12 protein-coding genes are annotated in these 17,116 nt (G+C 54.8%); 7 read left to right on the top strand and 5 right to left on the bottom strand.

Annotated elements, in window-relative coordinates; translation table 11 throughout:
* Nucleotides 1-403 precede the first annotated feature (403 nt).
* Nucleotides 404-2,440: a site-specific integrase gene (locus HPDFL43_RS21270; protein ID WP_156970196.1), complete on the top strand. Its 2,037-nt coding sequence runs from the start codon at nt 404-406 to the stop codon at nt 2,438-2,440.
* Nucleotides 2,441-2,742: 302 nt separating this feature from the next.
* Here the strand turns inward: HPDFL43_RS21270 and HPDFL43_RS04845 are convergent, their stop codons facing one another.
* The 5 genes from HPDFL43_RS04845 to HPDFL43_RS04825 form a co-directional block, all read right to left on the bottom strand.
* Nucleotides 2,743-3,087: a hypothetical protein gene (locus tag HPDFL43_RS04845; protein ID WP_040449662.1), complete on the bottom strand. Its 345-nt coding sequence runs from the start codon at nt 3,085-3,087 to the stop codon at nt 2,743-2,745.
* Nucleotides 3,088-3,772: 685 nt separating this feature from the next.
* Nucleotides 3,773-4,552 (bottom strand): ATP-dependent metallopeptidase FtsH/Yme1/Tma family protein, encoded by a 780-nt coding sequence (locus HPDFL43_RS04840; protein ID WP_007196147.1) that lies wholly within the window; start codon nt 4,550-4,552, stop codon nt 3,773-3,775.
* The gene (locus HPDFL43_RS21265) at nt 4,545-6,653 is read right to left on the bottom strand and encodes an ATP-binding protein (protein WP_169743226.1); all 2,109 of its coding nucleotides are present in this window, start codon (nt 6,651-6,653) and stop codon (nt 4,545-4,547) included. Before HPDFL43_RS21265 ends, HPDFL43_RS04840 begins: the two co-directional genes overlap by 8 nt.
* Nucleotides 6,653-7,147 (bottom strand): hypothetical protein, encoded by a 495-nt coding sequence (locus tag HPDFL43_RS21880; protein ID WP_156970195.1) that lies wholly within the window; start codon nt 7,145-7,147, stop codon nt 6,653-6,655. The genes HPDFL43_RS21265 and HPDFL43_RS21880 overlap by 1 nt, the downstream gene beginning before the upstream one ends.
* Before the next feature lie 114 nt (nt 7,148-7,261).
* The gene (locus HPDFL43_RS04825) at nt 7,262-8,386 is read right to left on the bottom strand and encodes a hypothetical protein (RefSeq protein ID WP_156970194.1); all 1,125 of its coding nucleotides are present in this window, start codon (nt 8,384-8,386) and stop codon (nt 7,262-7,264) included.
* A 498-nt stretch (nt 8,387-8,884) separates the two neighbouring features.
* Between HPDFL43_RS04825 and HPDFL43_RS04820 the strand changes: the two genes are divergently transcribed.
* The 6 genes from HPDFL43_RS04820 to HPDFL43_RS04795 all read left to right on the top strand — a co-directional run bounded on the left by HPDFL43_RS04820 (nt 8,885) and on the right by HPDFL43_RS04795 (nt 17,098).
* Nucleotides 8,885-10,219, top strand: a complete 1,335-nt coding sequence (locus tag HPDFL43_RS04820) for an O-antigen ligase family protein (protein ID WP_040449072.1) — start codon at nt 8,885-8,887, stop codon at nt 10,217-10,219.
* 234 nt (nt 10,220-10,453) lie between these two features.
* Nucleotides 10,454-11,716 carry a sugar transferase gene (locus HPDFL43_RS22365; protein ID WP_084594574.1) on the top strand — a complete coding sequence of 421 codons (1,263 nt, stop codon included), beginning with the start codon at nt 10,454-10,456 and terminating at the stop codon, nt 11,714-11,716.
* A 168-nt stretch (nt 11,717-11,884) separates the two neighbouring features.
* A complete protein-coding gene (locus tag HPDFL43_RS04810; protein WP_007196141.1) occupies nt 11,885-13,825 on the top strand; it encodes a nucleoside-diphosphate sugar epimerase/dehydratase in 1,941 nt (646 codons plus the stop codon).
* A gap of 718 nt (nt 13,826-14,543) precedes the next feature.
* Complete coding sequence (locus HPDFL43_RS04805) at nt 14,544-14,816, top strand: sugar transferase (protein ID WP_084594573.1); 273 nt, start codon at nt 14,544-14,546, stop codon at nt 14,814-14,816.
* Nucleotides 14,817-14,894: 78 nt separating this feature from the next.
* Nucleotides 14,895-15,824, top strand: a complete 930-nt coding sequence (locus HPDFL43_RS04800) for an SDR family NAD(P)-dependent oxidoreductase (RefSeq protein WP_040449652.1) — start codon at nt 14,895-14,897, stop codon at nt 15,822-15,824.
* Nucleotides 15,797-17,098 carry a glycosyltransferase family 4 protein gene (locus tag HPDFL43_RS04795; protein ID WP_007196136.1) on the top strand — a complete coding sequence of 434 codons (1,302 nt, stop codon included), beginning with the start codon at nt 15,797-15,799 and terminating at the stop codon, nt 17,096-17,098. Before HPDFL43_RS04800 ends, HPDFL43_RS04795 begins: the two co-directional genes overlap by 28 nt.
* Nucleotides 17,099-17,116 lie beyond the last annotated feature (18 nt).

Raw genomic sequence — 17,116 nt, 5'->3', positions numbered from 1 at the left:
GTAACTGCAAGGATTTCACCGTAACTTCCCGCTCTACAGCACACAAAACGCGAGATTCGAAGGCGAAATTGCAACCCGAGACGCCGAGGATGACTGCTCGCAACCCCACCAAGCCATTGAATTTTCGATGATTTCAACGACCCGACGTGATCCTGCGCCGCGGAAACTCTCCAGTTTCGGCACATGACACCAGAGACTGGTTCGCCAAAGAAAAAATGCACAGCCAATCTCCCTCTTCCAGCTCTGTTCATGATTGATTTTCCAGCGTTTTTCTGTTAGCTGGGGATCAATTTTGGCGTCTGATGGACAGTATTGTCCCCCACGAGTGTCCCTCACGGGTGTCTGACATTGCTGCCTGACGGCGCAAAATTGGGACAACGGTCACCTCCAAATGGAGGTTGGCATGAGACGTGTTCAATATGTGTTCCGGCGCGGAGCGGTCTATTGGTGGCGACGGCGAATGCCAGTTCAGCAACGGGCAGGTCAGGCGTCAAACATTGAGATCAGCCTGCGGACGAAGTCGCTGCACTGTGCCCGCTCAATCGCTGCCGAGGTTACCCGGTCCAGCGAGCACCTGCTCCACGAGATGAGACAAGTCATGATCTCTGCTGAAGACGCCCGACGCATCCTGACCAAAGTGGTCATCTCATGCAGCAGCAAGCTTGATAGTGTCGTCGCAGCAGAGATCGCCTATGGCGAAAGTGTTGCGAACGGACGGACCATGGACATCGTGGTCGGCTGGACATATCGCCTGTTCGCGGCTCAAGGCATCACTGCTCAGGTGGGCGAGATCGAGCGACAGGAGATGATGGCTGCAGGACTTGACGGGGAAACGATCATAATGATTGCGCGGGCGGTTGCGACTTTTCGTGAACGCGGGCCCATACCACCCAATCGCAACCGGATTGCAGGACTTTTAAAAGAGTTCAACATTCCCGAGACGAAGGTAAATATGCAACAGGCCGAGCAGCTCTATCTGCGCGGCATGGCGGCAGCACTTTTAAATCCCAGTCGCCGCTGGACAGGTCTGCGTGATGACGACGTGCTGCTCGCCCAAACTGCACTTCTTGAAGAAGCGCGAAATCCGGTTGCCCAATCACTTCCCTTTGATGACGGTGGTGCCCCGATCGCCCAAGTTCCCGCGGCCCAAATCGACGTTCCAGTTCAAGTGCGGCCGGAGACCCCTGCCCCAGTTATAGTACCAGAAACGGCTCCAGTTTTCGCTGAGGTCGAAGTCGACGACGAAGTCACAGATCTCGACAACATCGATGACATCGAAGATGAGAGCTCTCAAAGCCTGGTTGATATCGTCACAGCTGCCGGCAATGCGAAGGTGACCCTCGGCGAGTGGGAAAGCAAAACACTCAAGCAACACGTCCAGCTTGCCAAGCTCTTTGAGCGCTTCCTTGGCCACGGCAACCCGAACCGGGTCGGTCAAAACCATCTTGCGCAGTTTCGCGATGTCCTGCTCAAATTCCCCAAGAATTATGGAAAATCTCCACGCGACCATATCATTCCGGTCAAGGAAATCCTTGCTCGCGCAGAAAAACTTCCCAAGGATCAGGTTGGCCTGAGTAGGGCGACGATCAACCGCCACATGAACAACATGGCCAATATTGCGGGCATGTGCAAAGCTTATGGCCATTCGTGGGAGAGCTACGATGGCATCTCCAAACTTCGCGCGAAGGGACGCGGGAACTCGGAGAACGGACGCCCTGCCTTCACCACCGGTGATCTTCAGGCCCTGTTCGGTCTTCCGATCTGGACCGGTGCAGCCTCGGATGGTGATGACGGCCATGCGGGCGGAGAGATTGTTCATGACGCACGCTACTGGGTACCACTCATCGGCGCTTACCAGGGTGCAAGGCGTGAGGAAATCTGCGGTTTCCAGCTTGATGAAATCATCGAGTTCGAAGGAATTTGGGGGTTCAAGTTTGTCCCGACCGAGGTTCGCAGATTGAAGTCAGAAGCATCGAAACGACACATTCCAATCCACCCCGAACTTATTCGGTTGGGGTTCCTCGACTATGTTGCCGCATTGAAACAAGCAAAACACACGCTGCTGTTTCCGGAACTCGTGGCAGTCGCAGAAGCAACCCCGATGGGGGATGTGTTCAACGATGACTGGCAAAAGATGAAAGAGGCTGCGCTGCCACGGGCGAAGGAACAGCGAAAGGTTTTTCATTCGTTCCGCCACTGGTGCAACAATGAAATGAAACAGGCGGGAGTGGGATCAGAAATCCGCAAGGACATTCTTGGTCATTTGAATGATGACGTGAATGAAGGCACCTACTCACAGGTTGCACGCCTTCGCTTGATGGAGGCGGCTCTTGCGGAACTCCCGACACCGACATCGGGGATCAAGCCTGCCAAAATTCGGCTGCTGCAGCAGGTCGTTTCGCATACGCCACGGAAGACACGGAAAAAGACCAGCAGTTGAGGCCACGTGCGATGTTAGGGTCGATGGGTAACCAGCGAACCTGGACGTACCCGGTCAACGAAACTCGGGCAGCGGCACAAATAGGAATTTGTATTTAGGCGGCAGTTCAAATCAGCGATTCCTCTGCAAACGCCGTTTAATGAAGTAACGGGAGGAAGACAGCAAGAATCACCGTAACGCCGTTTGCATGGGTTCAGGCTTTGGCCGCTCAAATACGGTCGTGGAATGTGGCTGATGGGGGATCAATTAGGCAGCCAGCGCAGCAGCCTTCTCGCTCTCATGGTTCAGCATGCACGCCCGCCTTATTCGCCCTTATCAGTTCCAGGTTTGAGATGTAGCTTGCGGCGAAACGGGAAGATGCCATTGGCATATCGCTTTGTGAGCCCCTCGAACACGTCCTCGGATTCGCGTACGTCAAAGCCCTGAGCTTCCAACCCGTCGACAATCTGGTTGCGCAGCTTGTCGAGCATCTCGCGGCTGTCGCGCTTGTCTGCGCTCTTCTTTTGAACACTGGATATCATCTGCCAGAGCAGCATGCGCGCAATGTCATCCCGGTCCGGCCGCCTCGCTTTCTTCGCCGCGCTGCGCAGCTCAGCCTGACGGATACGCTGCTCTTCGGTTCGCTGCTTCTTTGGCTTCCTCCCCATCTTACTGTCTCCTCTTGGCTGGATATCTCTCCCTGTAGCATCATTCCTCAGAATCGGCCTCATACGCAAACACCGTTTGCAACAGAATCGTCGAACTCTGATTTTGAATCGATGTGGCAGGGTTCAGAATCGCGACAGGATAAATTGAGATGAGTTGTTTTAGGTTGTCCGCACGTCATCACGCATCGTCTTGATGCGACGGCAACTTGAGACAGCTTGCCCATGGTCTGTTGCAGAAGGGGCAGCACCATCCTGCCAACCAGGCCGTCCTGTTAACAACGGTGGCGGGTTCACGAATCGACGAACGTTGTAAGCCCTCCAGGCCGATACGTAGATATGCGGTTGGCGGCCACGTCTTTAGCCGGAGCTGACGACTGCCGCTTCGTAGGAGACGGCATAAACAAGGTTGCTGCAGGCTCCCGCTCTGGCAGATATCGGTGTTTGCCAAAGTGTATGCTGCCCAGACCGTCACGGCGTTTGCACAGGAATCGCAGGGACAGAGGTGTGAATCGCCTGGACCTGGTTCAGCAACACAAAGACGGAAGTCTGAATCGCCGGAACGCAACTTTGCAACGCGGGGGCAGGGTTCCGAATCGCCAAGGCTGACTTCAGCAACGTCGGGGCCGAGAACGGAATCGAGAGAGCCGGGTCTGGCAACGCAAAAACGGCATAGTGAATCGCGGTTTCATGGCGTGATGTTATCCGGATTCTCTGCTGCAGCGGTTGCTTCAGCGCTGAGCAAGGCCTTTACTTCAGAGCCGTCCAGCACCTTGGCCTGGGCAAGCCGGGTGGCCAGAGCCAGCAGCGCAACGCGGTTTCTCGACAAGAGTTCCGTAGCCCGGTGCTCAGCAGCCTCAAGACGAGCATGAACCTGCTGCGCCAGCTGTCGATCAATCGAGAGGATCGACGGCTGATCTTGCACTGAGCGATAGAGCAGCGGTTCGGTCTTGCCAAACCCGCAGGCGGCTTCTGCATCGGTTGCGAGCTTTGTTGCTCGGGCGAGATCAGACAGCTCGTTGCCGCCTGAGCCCATCACGGTGTCGCCAAAGACCAGCTTCTCGGCCGCCCGGCCTGCCAGGATGCAGGTGAGGAATTGGTCAAGCCAGGCTTCGTTCTCGATGATGCCCTCTTTGCGTCTGCTTTCGACAAAGCCGCCATTGCCGAAGCCGATAGACACGGTCTGAACGTCAGCGATGCCACTCAGCTCATAAGCAAGCGCATGCCCGCACTCGTGGATAGCAATACGCCAGACCAGATCAGGGGGCATTGCTGCCTGGCCAGCCGTGAGTGCGGTCTCGATGTCATCGTAGGACAGTGGCCGTCGTTCACGCCGGGCTTTTTGGCGAGCCTCACGGATGAGGCGCTCGATGTCTGCGCCCGTCCTTCCTGCCACTGCAAGGGCCAGCGTCTTGAGCTTCACGTTCATCACCTGAGCCGTGTCGATCGAGATATCGGAATTAGCCATGAGCGGGCACTCCCTTGTGATGTTTGGTTGTTGGTGTGCTGACATCATCGTTGGCGACGCTGTCTGGCAGGCCTGCTTTGGGTGCATCAGCCTCCGTCAGTTCGGCCATCCCATTGCCTGCATGGCTCCTGAGCACTGTATCGAGGTCCGAGCCCAGATGATGTGCGATGATCCCGATCAGGGCTTCGGTGTCCGGCGGTGGGATCATGATGTGCTTTTCCAGCCTGCCTGACCGGAGCAGGGCAGCATCGATCTTCTCGGGATTGTTCGTCGCCCCCACGACAATCACGCCCTCCGTTTTGGAAGCCCCGTCCAACAGCTCCAGCATGCGGTTTACGAGGGTTGACCAGTAATCGTCGTAATGACGCTCACTGCCGCCGCCGCGGTTCCCGATATTGTCGATTTCGTCGATAAAGAGAATGCACGGTGCTAACTGAGTGGCATGCTCAAAAGTTGTCGTCATGGCAGCAAGTACATCGCCCAAATGAGAGGTTTCGAGCCATCGCGCTACTGAGGTTGCAACAAGGGGCACCTGCAATGTGTTGCAAAGGGCTTTTGCAAACGTGGTCTTGCCTGTCCCGGGTGGGCCACTGAGCAACAGCCGTGAGCTCAGGTCCGACCAGTCCACCTGATTCTGTTCCCAGGCGTACAGATCGCGGCTGAGATCCAATGCCCACCCTTTTGCCTCACCATATCCCGAGAGGTTTTCAACGAGGAGATGGTCCTTGCCATTGCCCCTTGCCGATGCAGCCGCCGCATTTTTTGCTGAACCGGATGCCGTTTCTGACACTGCGGCCCGAGCTACAGCAGGTTCGATGACATCGAAGCATCCCGCAAACTTCTTGCGCTTTGACGCAAGCGCAGATTTGCTGGCTGGCCCCAACGAGCCTTTGCCATCCGAACTCTTGCCGTCGCCATCCTTGTCTTCTGCGTTAGATATATTCTCATCCTCAAGCGTCATCAGAACGCTGAGCATGCGGTTGAGCGACCGCCCAGGGCGGATGGCAACGGCAAGATCATCAATGCCCAGATGATCTGGCTCGAACCCCACCTCATTCATCAAAAACAGAGATTGTGAGGCGGAGACGCCGCAACAGAGTGCGAGCACTTCTGCGATCAGACTCGCATCGATACCTCTACCCCTGATCGTGATGTCCGCGACGGCGGTCAGCCGTGACGGCAATGGCTCGTCGACCTCATCGGCAATGATGACAGGTTTTTCCAGAGCAAGAATGTGCCTGGACACGACCTGCCTGATGTCTTCTTCATCAGTCCGACGCAGATAGGCCCCGCTCACCGTTCCGATTGACTTCCTGCGCCTTAGGTCCGCAAGCGGTTTGTGCCGACCCGACAGTGTGGGTCCAGAGCGGATAGAACTGAGCGATGTGTAGAATGGCAGCACAATCCCTTCTTCGAGCATCAGCCCGAACTGCCGGACAAAATCGTGTACCGGAACCTGAACCGCCACGATGGGCCATTTCCTCGCAATCGCCGAGGTCAAGCGTTCAAGCATGCGTTCGTCATCCCCCACCGCTCTTGCCAGCAGCAGTGCCGTTGCAACTTGCTCCGGCTTCAGGCCAGGGGCAAAGCCTCCAACAACAGACAGGACATGGCCCCGCAAAGCGGCAGCGAGTTTGGCCATGTTAGGCTCAATATGCGCAGTCTCGTTCGCAGTTGCCGCAGTCGCCTCGTCCAAATCAGCTTGATGTAAGGGATCGGTGCCATCGGTCTGGGCATGGCTGTGCTTGACCGCTGCGGCGACAGTGCCACACTCATCATCAGGCAGATCAAAATCATAAGCATCGCCAAACTCACCGAACTCGTCAGCCTGGTCTGCAAGTCCGGCAGTGTTGCTCTTGCGTCCTGAAGCCTCAAGTGCCGCCCGGATGACTTCCCGGTCGTGATCCGGATCGCCAGAGAACTGAGCAGCATGATCAGAACTCAGCTGCCAGACCATGGCGCTATCATCATTCTCGCCAAGAGGCACGCGTTCGAGAATCCCGGCGTCTGCTGCCCGTTCAAAGACTTCAATCCGAGCGGCTCGGCGCTGACGGGCGATGAGGTAGTGAAAGATTCGATCGGTAATCTTGCTCTTGCTCATCATTCTGACTCCGCGACACAGGTGGAATATTCAACAAGCGTCTGGAAGTTGGCAGGCAAGAGCCGCCTGTTGCCATCTAGCCAATCACGCAGGATCAGGCCAACCGGGTGACGGCAGGCGCACATGAGATCAAGGTTCCTGCGCACCAGAGGCGGCAGCCAGGTCTTTTCTGCCTCACCTTCGCCAGCACGGAGGAGAACCTGGCGGGCTGTCCAGGCGGCGACTTCATCAGCTTGCTCCGGGCTGCCCGGCTTGCGCTTGAACGCCATCGTCAAAATCGCACGCTGACGATGGACCTGATTTGGCGTGTTTTGTGCCGTAACGGTCTGTGTTGGTTGCTGGAAGCCAGAACCGGGCCCGTTATCAGAATGATTGAGAGTGGGCCCTGTACGCCGGGGCTGCCCGGGCGTATCAGCAATCGGTGTATGGGGCGTCTTCGGGAATGGAATGACATTGCTGCCGAAGGTCGGGGTGGTTGGTTTGGAGTAACGCATGACAAATCTTTCCTGTTGGCTGATCCCGCGGATCGGCCTGTGACATGAATAAAAGTTTGGAGGGTGGGGTGACACGCCCGTGGATCGACACGAGCCTGTCCTCATCAGAATGAGCTAGGTGCCAAACATTCCGAAGCGCCGCCGGACAGTCCGGCGATCCAGGGGAAACGGTATTATCGTCGCTTCATGCCGACGGGTATGATCGGCATCATGGTCCGACAGAGGTCGCTTCGCCGCATGATCTTCGGGATCGTCGGTGTTGGTGGCATCAGCATCAGCTGAATGGACAGGGGCTGAGACTTGGGCCATCTCTGCAGCCACTGCCAGCCTGGCCCTGGTAACCTCAGCCTCAATCATTGCTTGAGCGGATTGAAATGAGATGAACCTCTGCGATTCTGCCATCAGCTCCGCTTCACCGCGACGGAATTCGGCAGCCATGAACCCGCGGAACAGCCTGTACGCTTCGGCAACGCCTGAGGCACCTGTAATATCGTCCAGGCTATTTAGGCCAAAGACCCCGGCATCCCGGAAACGCGGCGGCAATTCCTGGTCCGAACAATCGATAATTGCCCAGTTTACCGCCTGAGGTTCGATCTTTAAGCGCCAATGCTGCTTGTAGAGAAAGTCGCAGACCTGCGCCTGCGCAATGGCTAGATTGTCCGCAATGCCATTGAGTTTTGTGGTTTCGATCGTGGCCGTCTGCCGTTTGAATTCGAGAAGGCATGCCTTGCCTGTGACCTGGTTGATGGCCAAAGCATCCGCACGATAGGACGGCCCGAGTTGCGCGGGATCGTAATTGGTTTGCAGGCCAGCAAAAATCACGGGATGATTGGACTGAAGGAGTTCAAGATGTTTGGGATCGATGCTGAACCTGAGCCCGTTCCTAATGACAGTCAGGCTCTCGACATGGCGGGCAACAATGTCCAGGACCTGTTCAAGCGCCTGCCCGTCATTCCTGGGAATCATCATGCAATAGGTCGCAAGCGTACTTGAGCAGCCGAGCACGGGATCGGCCCGTGTGTTCCGAGCTTGGTGTAGCGTCCTGTCGACGGTTGCCTTGGCAAGAGCCTGAAGATCTGGCCTGATCGCGTCGATATCAAGCACCGGGAGTTCGGTTGAGGTGCTGCTGTCATTCTGGTTTGTCTGTGTCATTGGGAAAATCCCTTCGTCTTGGCGCAACCTGTGCATAGCTTTACCGCTTCCTCGGCCCGCAACGCTGCCAGAACTGGCAGACATCATGGCTCAAGGACCGATCGGCGCCGCTTACGTTCCGGGGATAGCAACCGACAGGCTCACGCGTCTTCAACGCGTCAACACATCAGCAGTCAGCCCCAAAAGGTTGCCTGGATCAAAATTCAAATGTGGAAATGATTTCCGCGATCGGGCGCCGGGGCGATGACCGGATGACAGGTTACATGCGGCTCACAGCCAGACATGGACAAGACACAATCACATCACCGCAATGACGTCGAAACGGAAATTTGGGATGTTCCCTAAGGGGAAACTAGCGTAATAAATCGCATAGCCGTGCTCCTATGTGAGTAGGGGTTTCGGTCAGGCCTTCGTTGGGTGTTGACGCACCCGCGGAGGCCGCTTAAATCGGTAGTGTGTATGCAACACCGATCAATTGCTAGATATTCTAAAAAACGCATCAACTCAATGCCAAAAGAACACTCCAGGAACAAATCCATCAATTATGGTTAATTTGCACATTTTTATTTGCAAGAATTTTCGAAAATGTCTCCTTTTGAATTTGCACTGGAACAACCGATAGTTATTAATTTTCAATTTGGTTTCTGTAGAAACAAGGGCCAATTTCATAAAGTGAACAATGCACAGCCAAATAGAATCAGCGCAATGAACATCCTTATGATGTTTTCACTCGCTGCAAGCCTCTCTATGCCAGATGCTTACACGATTGCTGGCGCGCTATTTGCCATCATAGGACTTTTCTATCTCTTGAAGCGGATGCATGCGCGCGCGTCTTTGTTTGAGCCGCATCTGTCTGGAAAATTGTGTTTGATCTTCATGGCTTATGCTTTCATTTGCGCTTTAATTCAACTCTGGCATCGCGCACCAATCAGCCACTATGAGATGTATATGCCATTTTTGTGGGCACCGCTGATCGTCTTGGCTGTGTTGGACGGACGTATCGATAGACGGTTCATATGGCTAGGATGTTTGCTAGGTGCCGTATTAGCTTGCTTCCTCGCCTTATTTCAATCGATCTACCTTGGCGCTGAACGACCTTTTGGTTTTCTTGGCAGCCCAATAACATTTGGCAACAATGCACTCCTGCTGGGCTGTATTGCTCTTGCAGGTCGACATGATTCACCATTGAATTTGCGCAAACCCATTTGGCTTGCATTGGCGTATATGGGTTTTTTCTTTGGAGTTGTGGCCAGTCTCACTACTCAGTCCAAAGGTGGATGGCCCCTTATCCCTCTCGTTCTGATTTGGGTAATTGTAGAGGACTTCTGGCGCGCATCCAGACAGGGAAGACGTTCGTTCTTTGTCGCCGCATTCACGTTTGCTTGCCTCCTGCCTTTCATGCCGCTCGATACACCTTTATCGCGAGTTAAAAGCGCTGCAATTGGAACCATGGCCTGGTTCCAAACAGGAGAGGTTGTCGAAGGTTCTGCCGACGCGCGATTGGAGCTTTGGAGATTTGGCCTATCAATATGGCCTGAGAAACCTTGGTTGGGTCACAGTCGAGAGGGCGTTGTGCAGAGAATGCACGAAAAGATTGCACAGAATGAGGTTGATCCCTGGATAAAGAGCCTTACCGGCCTGCACAATGAACCAATTCAGTTGTTGGCTGAACAAGGGCTAGTAGGTCTACTAAGCTGGGTGATGATGTTTGCTGCATCCATTCTGGTGTTTGGTCGCGCATACACGGAGCACAGTCGAGTTCAAAAAGTGCTCGGCCAGGCGGGCCTCATAACAGTGGCCGCATCGCTTACATTCGGCTTATCGGATATGAACCTCATGCTGAACGTCAACCGCCAGATTTTCGTTTTCTTGGTGATGGCGTTAGCTGCATTGGTCGTTGCGGAGCGACGCCGGACATAATTAGACCCCGGGACAACGTCGTTTATGGACTAAAAGCAGTGCACTTATTCGGCTGTGTGGATGGGATTGGATTGGACGCGCGGGTTGGATGAATTTAGTATTCATAATTGTCCAATTTAGGCTCCCCCACAGTCGATCCTTTCTCAAACCAATTCTACGGGCTGTTAATCAATTGAGTGGTAGCAGTAGAATAGGATATCAACACTCGTAGTCGTAAGATGGAAAGAACGTGCCTTGAGAATCGTTGTAACCGGCGCATCCGGTTTTGTAGGACGCTGTTTAGTTCCTCTGCTTGCTGCCGCTGGCCGCGAATTGCTGTTGGTAGGCCGCAATACTGAGGCTTTAGAGCATCTGTTTCCGGATCAAGCGGTCTGCACCTATGCATCCCTCGCGCAAGAGGCCAAAGGCTTCGACATGCTCGTGCATCTGGCTGTGTCAAATTCCAATTCCGCCGCCAGCCTTGCTACATACCGGGCTATCAATGTGGGGTTTACCTACGATATAGCGCAGATAGCGCGCGATGCGGGTGTTGCATGTTTCGTTCACGTTTCGTCCAGCCATGCGCTTGATGGGCAAAATCAATCCGGTTACGCCATAAGCAAGCGCGAGGCAGCAGAGCGTCTCAAATCTGTTACCGGATTGAGGATCATCAATGTCTATCTACCGCTGGTGTACGGGCGCGAATGGCGCGGAAAACTTGCCTGGCTGAATCGACTGCCTAGCGGCCCTGCCAACCGACTATTCCAAATATCTGCCGCCCTAAAGCCAACAGTCCACATCCAGCGCTTTGCAGAATTTCTTCTCCAACAGCCACAAGCTCCGGACGAGAGCGAGAGCGAGAGCGAGAGCGAGAGCGAGAGCGAGAGCGAGAGCGAGAGCGAGAGCGAGAGCGAAATAATCTTGTCAGACCCGCAATGGCAAAACCCCTTCTTCTATATCCCAAAGCGACTGATCGACCTCGGTTTCGCATTATCAGTTATCGTGGTATTGTGTTGGCTGCTTATTTTGATCTGGGTCGCCGTCAGGGTGCAGTCCCCAGGGCCGGGCTTTATTGCGCAAACTCGTGTCGGACGAAACGGCGTGGAGTTTACGTGCTACAAATATCGCACCATGCTGGTCGGGACTATCCAAGCTGGCACGCACGAGGTATCGGATGCCGCGGTTACCGCTCTGGGCAGGTTCTTGCGCCGGACGAAGCTTGATGAACTACCACAAATCATAAATATCATGCGCAACGAGGTAAGCTTGATTGGGCCCCGCCCCTGTCTTCCAGTCCAGGTAGAATTGATCGAGGCGCGACGCCGATGCGGTGTTTTGGACATAAAGCCCGGGATAAGTGGCTTGGCGCAGATCAACGGAATCGATATGAGCGATCCGCATCGTCTAGCGGTGTGGGATTATCGCTACATGCGCCTACAATCCCTTCTTCTTGATTTTCGCATCATTATATCAACACTGGCTGGAAGGGGCCAAGGTGACCGTGTGATTTATGAATAGATATTTTCGCAGCCCTAATTATGTTTTTTTCATTTTTTTCATTTATTAAATACAATATTCGGACTTTTTACATGACCTATTTACATATATATATTAATATCCCTGTTGCTATATTTTAGATTGATAATATGTGGTAATATTGGAATTGTTAGAGATGGGAACTCTCCAATGAAACAAAGTGAATTCGCAGATCATTTTATCATTCGAAGGCTGCGTGAGCGCATCATACTTACGCCACGGCGCTGGAAACGGATGATGATGCTGTTAATGGATATCGTTTTGTTGCTGGCGGCTCTCTGGGGTGCTTACGCACTTCGCCTCTCAGACTGGTTCCCCGCAGTTACCAAAGAACGACTAATTCTTGCGGTTTTTGCGCTCGTTGTTGCAATTCCTATCTTCATTCGCCTCGGTTTGTATCGATCAGTTATTCGTTATTTGCCTGAAGCTGCCATTTGGACGATCATCCGCGCGATGATGATTGCAACGATGTGTTGGGTAATTATCATATTCCTGATGGAAATGGCAGGCCAGGGAATTGTGCCCAGATCAGTCCCATTCATCTATTTTTTCCTTGGCACTTTCTTTGTCGGAAGTTCACGATTCGCTGCAAAGTGGATATTAAGCGCAGGCACCGGCATGCGCCGTGACGAGGAACCCGTCTTTATCTATGGTGCGGGCGCTTCAGCCGCCCAGCTTGCTCGAGCATTGCGCGGGCATGGAAATCGTTATGTCATGGGTCTAATCGACGACGACCCGTCCAATCACGGCCGTGATATTGGCGGATATAGAGTTTTCCCACCGAGTGATTTAGCTGGGCTGATCGACCGATACGGCATCAAGGAAATTATCCTAAGCATGTCTTCAATCCCTCAAGATACGCGACAGGCCGTAATTGCGCGGGTAACCGGACTCGGCGCTAAGATCAGGAGTGTCCCGGACATCTCTGACATTGTCGACGGCCGATATATCGTCAATCAAATCCGCGAGATCGAAATTGACGAGATTTTAGGACGCTCCTTTGTTCCGGCGGACAAGAATTTACTCACTCGGGCTATAACCGACAATGTCGTGCTGGTTACGGGCGCTGGCGGCTCAATCGGTTCAGAACTCTGTCGTCTTATCGCCACATGGCGCCCAAACAAGATCATTCTAATGGAAGCCAACGAGTACGCGCTTTATCAAATTGAACAAGAACTGGCTCAAAGAGATGGCCCATCAATAGTTGCCGTTCTTGGTTCAGTTACAAATGAACGACTGATCCGCCGAACGATACGAGAGCATGGAGTGCAAGTCATATACCATGCTGCAGCGCATAAACATGTGCCACTACTCGAGGAGAACATTCTGGAAGGAATTCAAAATAATGTTTTCGGTACGTTAACCGTTGCGAGGATTGCCGCCGCTGAGAAGGTCAAAAAATTCGTGCTTATTTCCTCCGACAAAGCAGTTCGTCCAACAAATATCATGGGCGCCACTAAGCGCTGGGCAGAGCTAATTGTTCAACAGGTTGCTTTAGAAACTCGATCAACGCCAATGCATCAAACATTTTGCGCAGTACGATTCGGAAACGTTCTAGGATCAAATGGTTCAGTGGTCCCCCTTTTCAAACGGCAGATTTCAAAGGGTGGCCCAATAACAGTGACCGATCCCGATATGACACGTTACTTTATGTCGATTCCTGAGGCTGCCGAACTGATTGTCCAAGCTGGAGCTCTTGCAGAAGGTGGTGACGTTTTCCTACTTGATATGGGTGAACCTGTCCGTATCGGTGATCTTGCTGCGAATATGATCCGCCTTGCTGGCTTCAAAGTGCGCGACGATGCAAATCCGGACAGCGGCATTGCGATCAACGTCATCGGAAAAAGACCTGGAGAAAAGCTTTTTGAGGAACTGTTCTACGACCGAGAAAACGCGAAACCTACCCTTCATCCCAAGATCATGATGGCTGACTCAGTCCCCATTGTAACATCTGACCTAACTCTTCACTTGAACGATATGCGCCAGGCTCTTGATGAAGAAAACCATGAGGGTGCAAGAGCTCTGCTTTTTAGTTTGATTGGTACGTGGGATAATGACGAGTCACAATCAATGCAATCAGAAGCAATTTAATGCCTCGCAATGCTGCGGTAATGTCTCAAAGCCGCAGTAGAGAAGACGGACGCCGTCACCGCAGATCTGCGTGCATTGAAACTGGCGAAGACGACTGAGTTATCGGAAGAGTACGGACAGGAGACATTGACCTACTTAGGCTTCCCGGACAGCCATTTGATCAAGCTGAGAACCAACACCACTTGGAACGGATCATGCGTGAGATCCAGCGACGAGCGCGGGGCGTCGAAGCGTACCCTACTGGCAAATCCTGCCTGAACCTCGCCGCTGAACGTGTGCGTCACATCGCTAGCACGAATGGTCAACGCGAGAATACATGGACATGAAGCGCTCTTCGAAAAGCGGGAAACTCAAACCAAGGTCGTCGAATGAGAAATTTACGAAAATTTCTGCACACTACCGCCGACGTCGCGGAGGTATGCGCCGTCGTGACGACCTCCCATGCGATGATCAACATAGAACGGGTGGCGCGAAAGATCGCGCAAGTCTCGTCCTTCGAGGGCGGTCGGCCAGCCCGCAAATCATATCCCCAGCACCTACCGCACGAACGTGTAGTCATTGAGGCTTGCGCGCAACGTACCTGCTGCGGCTCTGCCCAGATCATCAATATGGGCGGAGACTGCACCGATACGCCGAACGCGATTCCATCCCAGGGGAAATTAATCCAGACGCTGCGCGAGAAGATCACTTGCCGAGATTGCAATAAGATCAGCCAGCCATTGGCTCCCACAACGAGATCAGTCCCATCGGGTCACGCCCTTGCCTGCCGCTGCGGCAGAAACTCGTCGAAGCCAGACGCTATTTGGGTGTCCTTGCGCTCAAGCCGGAGATCAGCGGCATGGCGCAGGTCAATGGTATCAAAATGGTCGCCCCCGAGAAGCCGGCACACTGGAATGCATGCTACCTGGCGCTCCAATCACTGCTGCTGGATCTCAAGTTCATCATTGCAACGGCACTGGAAAGCGGCAATGGAGACCGGGTTGAAAAGTAGGCCGATTTCCAATTCATTCAAACCTGTATGCTGCAAGCGCGGCGGGACCATAGAGAACTGCAAAAGGACATCAACATCATGAAAGCACTCGTCACCGGAGGCGCCGGCTTTATCGGATCAAATCTGTGCCGGCTTCTTCGGTCCCACGGACACGACGTAGTGGTGATCGATTCGCTGCTGAGTGGTTATCGCCGCAACCTGGATTTCGATCCGGATATCACCTTCATGGAAGCCGACATACGCGATGCCAAGGCAGTGGAGGCCGCTGTCGACGGTTGCGATGTTGTGTTCCATCTTGCCGCCGCGGTCGGCAACAAGCGGTCCATCGACGACCCGCGGCTCGATGCGGATATCAACGTGATGGGGACGGTCACTTTGATGGAGGCAGCCCGCAAGGCCGGTGTCGGCCGCGTTGTTGTCTCTTCATCCGCGGGTATTTTCGGCGAGCTCAAGAAGCTGCCGATATCGGAAGACCATCCCATCGACCCGGACAGCCCCTATGGCGCCTCAAAGCTGTTCAAGGAAAAGTTCTCGTTGAGCTATTCGAAACTCTACGACATCGGCGTGGTGGCCCTGCGCTACTTCAATGTCTACGGGATCAACCAGCGGTTTGACGCCTATGGCAACGTCATCCCGATCTTTGCCTACAAAATGCTGCGTGGCGAGCCGATCACGGTGTTCGGCGACGGTGAGCAGACCCGCGACTTCGTCAATGTCCAGGATGTCGCCCAGGCGAACTACCAGGCCGGGCTGGCGGAGGGGGTCTCGGGCGCCTTCAACCTGGGCAGCGGAACCCGCATCACCATCAATAAGCTCATCGAGATGATGCAGGAGGTTTCCGGCATCAAGGCGACCGTCGAGTACGGTCCGCCGCGCCCCGGCGACGTGCGCGATTCACTGGCCGACATCTCGGCGGCGCGCGCCTCACTCGGCTTTTCGCCTTCCGCCGACTTCGAAGCCGGGCTGCGGGACTACATGGCATGGCTCAAGACGGACATGGCGAGCTGACCATGAATGCCGGACCGCCCGCCCGGGACAAACTCGACATCCTGATCGTCAGCCAGTATTTCTGGCCCGAGGATATCAGACTGAACGAGCTTGCCGTGGGGCTTGTCGAGCGCGGTCATGCCGTCACGGTGCTGACCGGGCTGCCAAACTATCCCACCGGCAGGATCTTTCCCTCACATGGCTGGCGCGGCCCGTGGACCGAAACGCACGAGGGCGTGCGGGTCATCCGCGCACCGCTCATTCCGCGCGGGCGGAAAAGCAAGATCGGACTTGTGCTCAACTATTTCAGCTTCGCGCTGACGGCGAGCGTGGTGTCGCTGTTTCGCCTGGCAAATCGCTACGACGCCGTGTTCGTTTACGAGATCTCGCCGGTGACCGTGGGCTTCCCCGGCATGGTGGCTGCCTGGAAAGCCAAAGCCCCGATGTTCCTGTGGGTGCTCGACCTCTGGCCGGAAAGCCTTTCGGCCTCGGGCATGCTGAACTCACCGCTCGCCGACAGGGTGGCGAGCTGGCTCGCACGAAGGGTCTATGCCGGCAGCGACGTGATCCTGGCCACGTCGCAGGGGTTCGAGACCTCGATCCGCCGCGTTGCGGGTGAGCCGCGCGAGGTCCGCTGGTTCCCGCAATGGGAGGACCTGCGAAAGGATGCGGCGCCGATCGACGACACCGGCCTTCCCGTGCTGCCGCAAGGCTTCAAGGTGGTGTTCACCGGTAATGTCGGCGCATCCCAGGATTTCGAGACGGTGGTGGGCGCGGCGGAGATGCTCAGGGACCGCAAGGACATCCAGTTCGTCATCGTCGGGGACGGCCACAAGCTCGACTGGGTGCGCGAACAATCGGCCAAACGCGGGTTGTCGGAGACCTTCCATTGCCTCGGCAGGTTTCCGTCCACCACGATGCCGGCTTTCTACCGGCAGGCCGACGCGCTACTCATCTCGCTGCGCGACGAACCCGCCTTCGCGGTGACCGTGCCGGCCAAGCTGCAATCCTATCTCGCCGCAGGCAGGCCCATCGTCTCCTGTGTCAGCGGTGATGTGAAAAGGATCGTCAGCGACAGCGGCGCCGGCATCGGCGTCGATGCGGGCTCGCCCCGGGCGCTGGCTTCCGCGATTGCAGAGCTTGCCACCAAGAGCCCGGACGAGCGGGCGGAGATGGGTCGGCGCGGCCGTGCCTACATGGAAAAGAACTACAACATGGACACGCTTTTTGATCAGCTGGTTGAATGGTTCCGCGCGGAAAAGCGCGCCCGTGCGGCCGGCCACCGTACGCGGTGATGATTTTTCGGACAGGAA

Source organism: Hoeflea phototrophica DFL-43 (assembly GCF_000154705.2).
In the GTDB taxonomy this organism is placed as follows: Bacteria; Pseudomonadota; Alphaproteobacteria; order Rhizobiales; family Rhizobiaceae; genus Hoeflea; species Hoeflea phototrophica.
This window is presented reverse-complemented; position numbering and strand designations above follow the sequence as displayed.

What these genes read in the sequence shown, in the direction of transcription:
- HPDFL43_RS04825 (WP_156970194.1), bottom strand. Translation starts at nt 8,386, where the DNA reads ATGATGTCTGCCAGTTCTGGCAGCGTTGCGGGCCGAGGAAGCGGTAAA.
- HPDFL43_RS21880 (WP_156970195.1), bottom strand. Translation starts at nt 7,147, where the DNA reads ATGCGTTACTCCAAACCAACCACCCCGACCTTCGGCAGCAATGTCATT.
- HPDFL43_RS21265 (WP_169743226.1), bottom strand. Translation starts at nt 6,653, where the DNA reads ATGAGCAAGAGCAAGATTACCGATCGAATCTTTCACTACCTCATCGCC.
- HPDFL43_RS04845 (WP_040449662.1), bottom strand. Translation starts at nt 3,087, where the DNA reads ATGGGGAGGAAGCCAAAGAAGCAGCGAACCGAAGAGCAGCGTATCCGT.
- HPDFL43_RS21270 (WP_156970196.1), top strand. Translation starts at nt 404, where the DNA reads ATGAGACGTGTTCAATATGTGTTCCGGCGCGGAGCGGTCTATTGGTGG.
- HPDFL43_RS04840 (WP_007196147.1), bottom strand. Translation starts at nt 4,552, where the DNA reads ATGGCTAATTCCGATATCTCGATCGACACGGCTCAGGTGATGAACGTG.
- HPDFL43_RS04800 (WP_040449652.1), top strand. Translation starts at nt 14,895, where the DNA reads ATGAAAGCACTCGTCACCGGAGGCGCCGGCTTTATCGGATCAAATCTG.
- HPDFL43_RS04820 (WP_040449072.1), top strand. Translation starts at nt 8,885, where the DNA reads ATGTCTCCTTTTGAATTTGCACTGGAACAACCGATAGTTATTAATTTT.
- HPDFL43_RS04795 (WP_007196136.1), top strand. Translation starts at nt 15,797, where the DNA reads ATGGCTCAAGACGGACATGGCGAGCTGACCATGAATGCCGGACCGCCC.
- HPDFL43_RS04810 (WP_007196141.1), top strand. Translation starts at nt 11,885, where the DNA reads ATGAAACAAAGTGAATTCGCAGATCATTTTATCATTCGAAGGCTGCGT.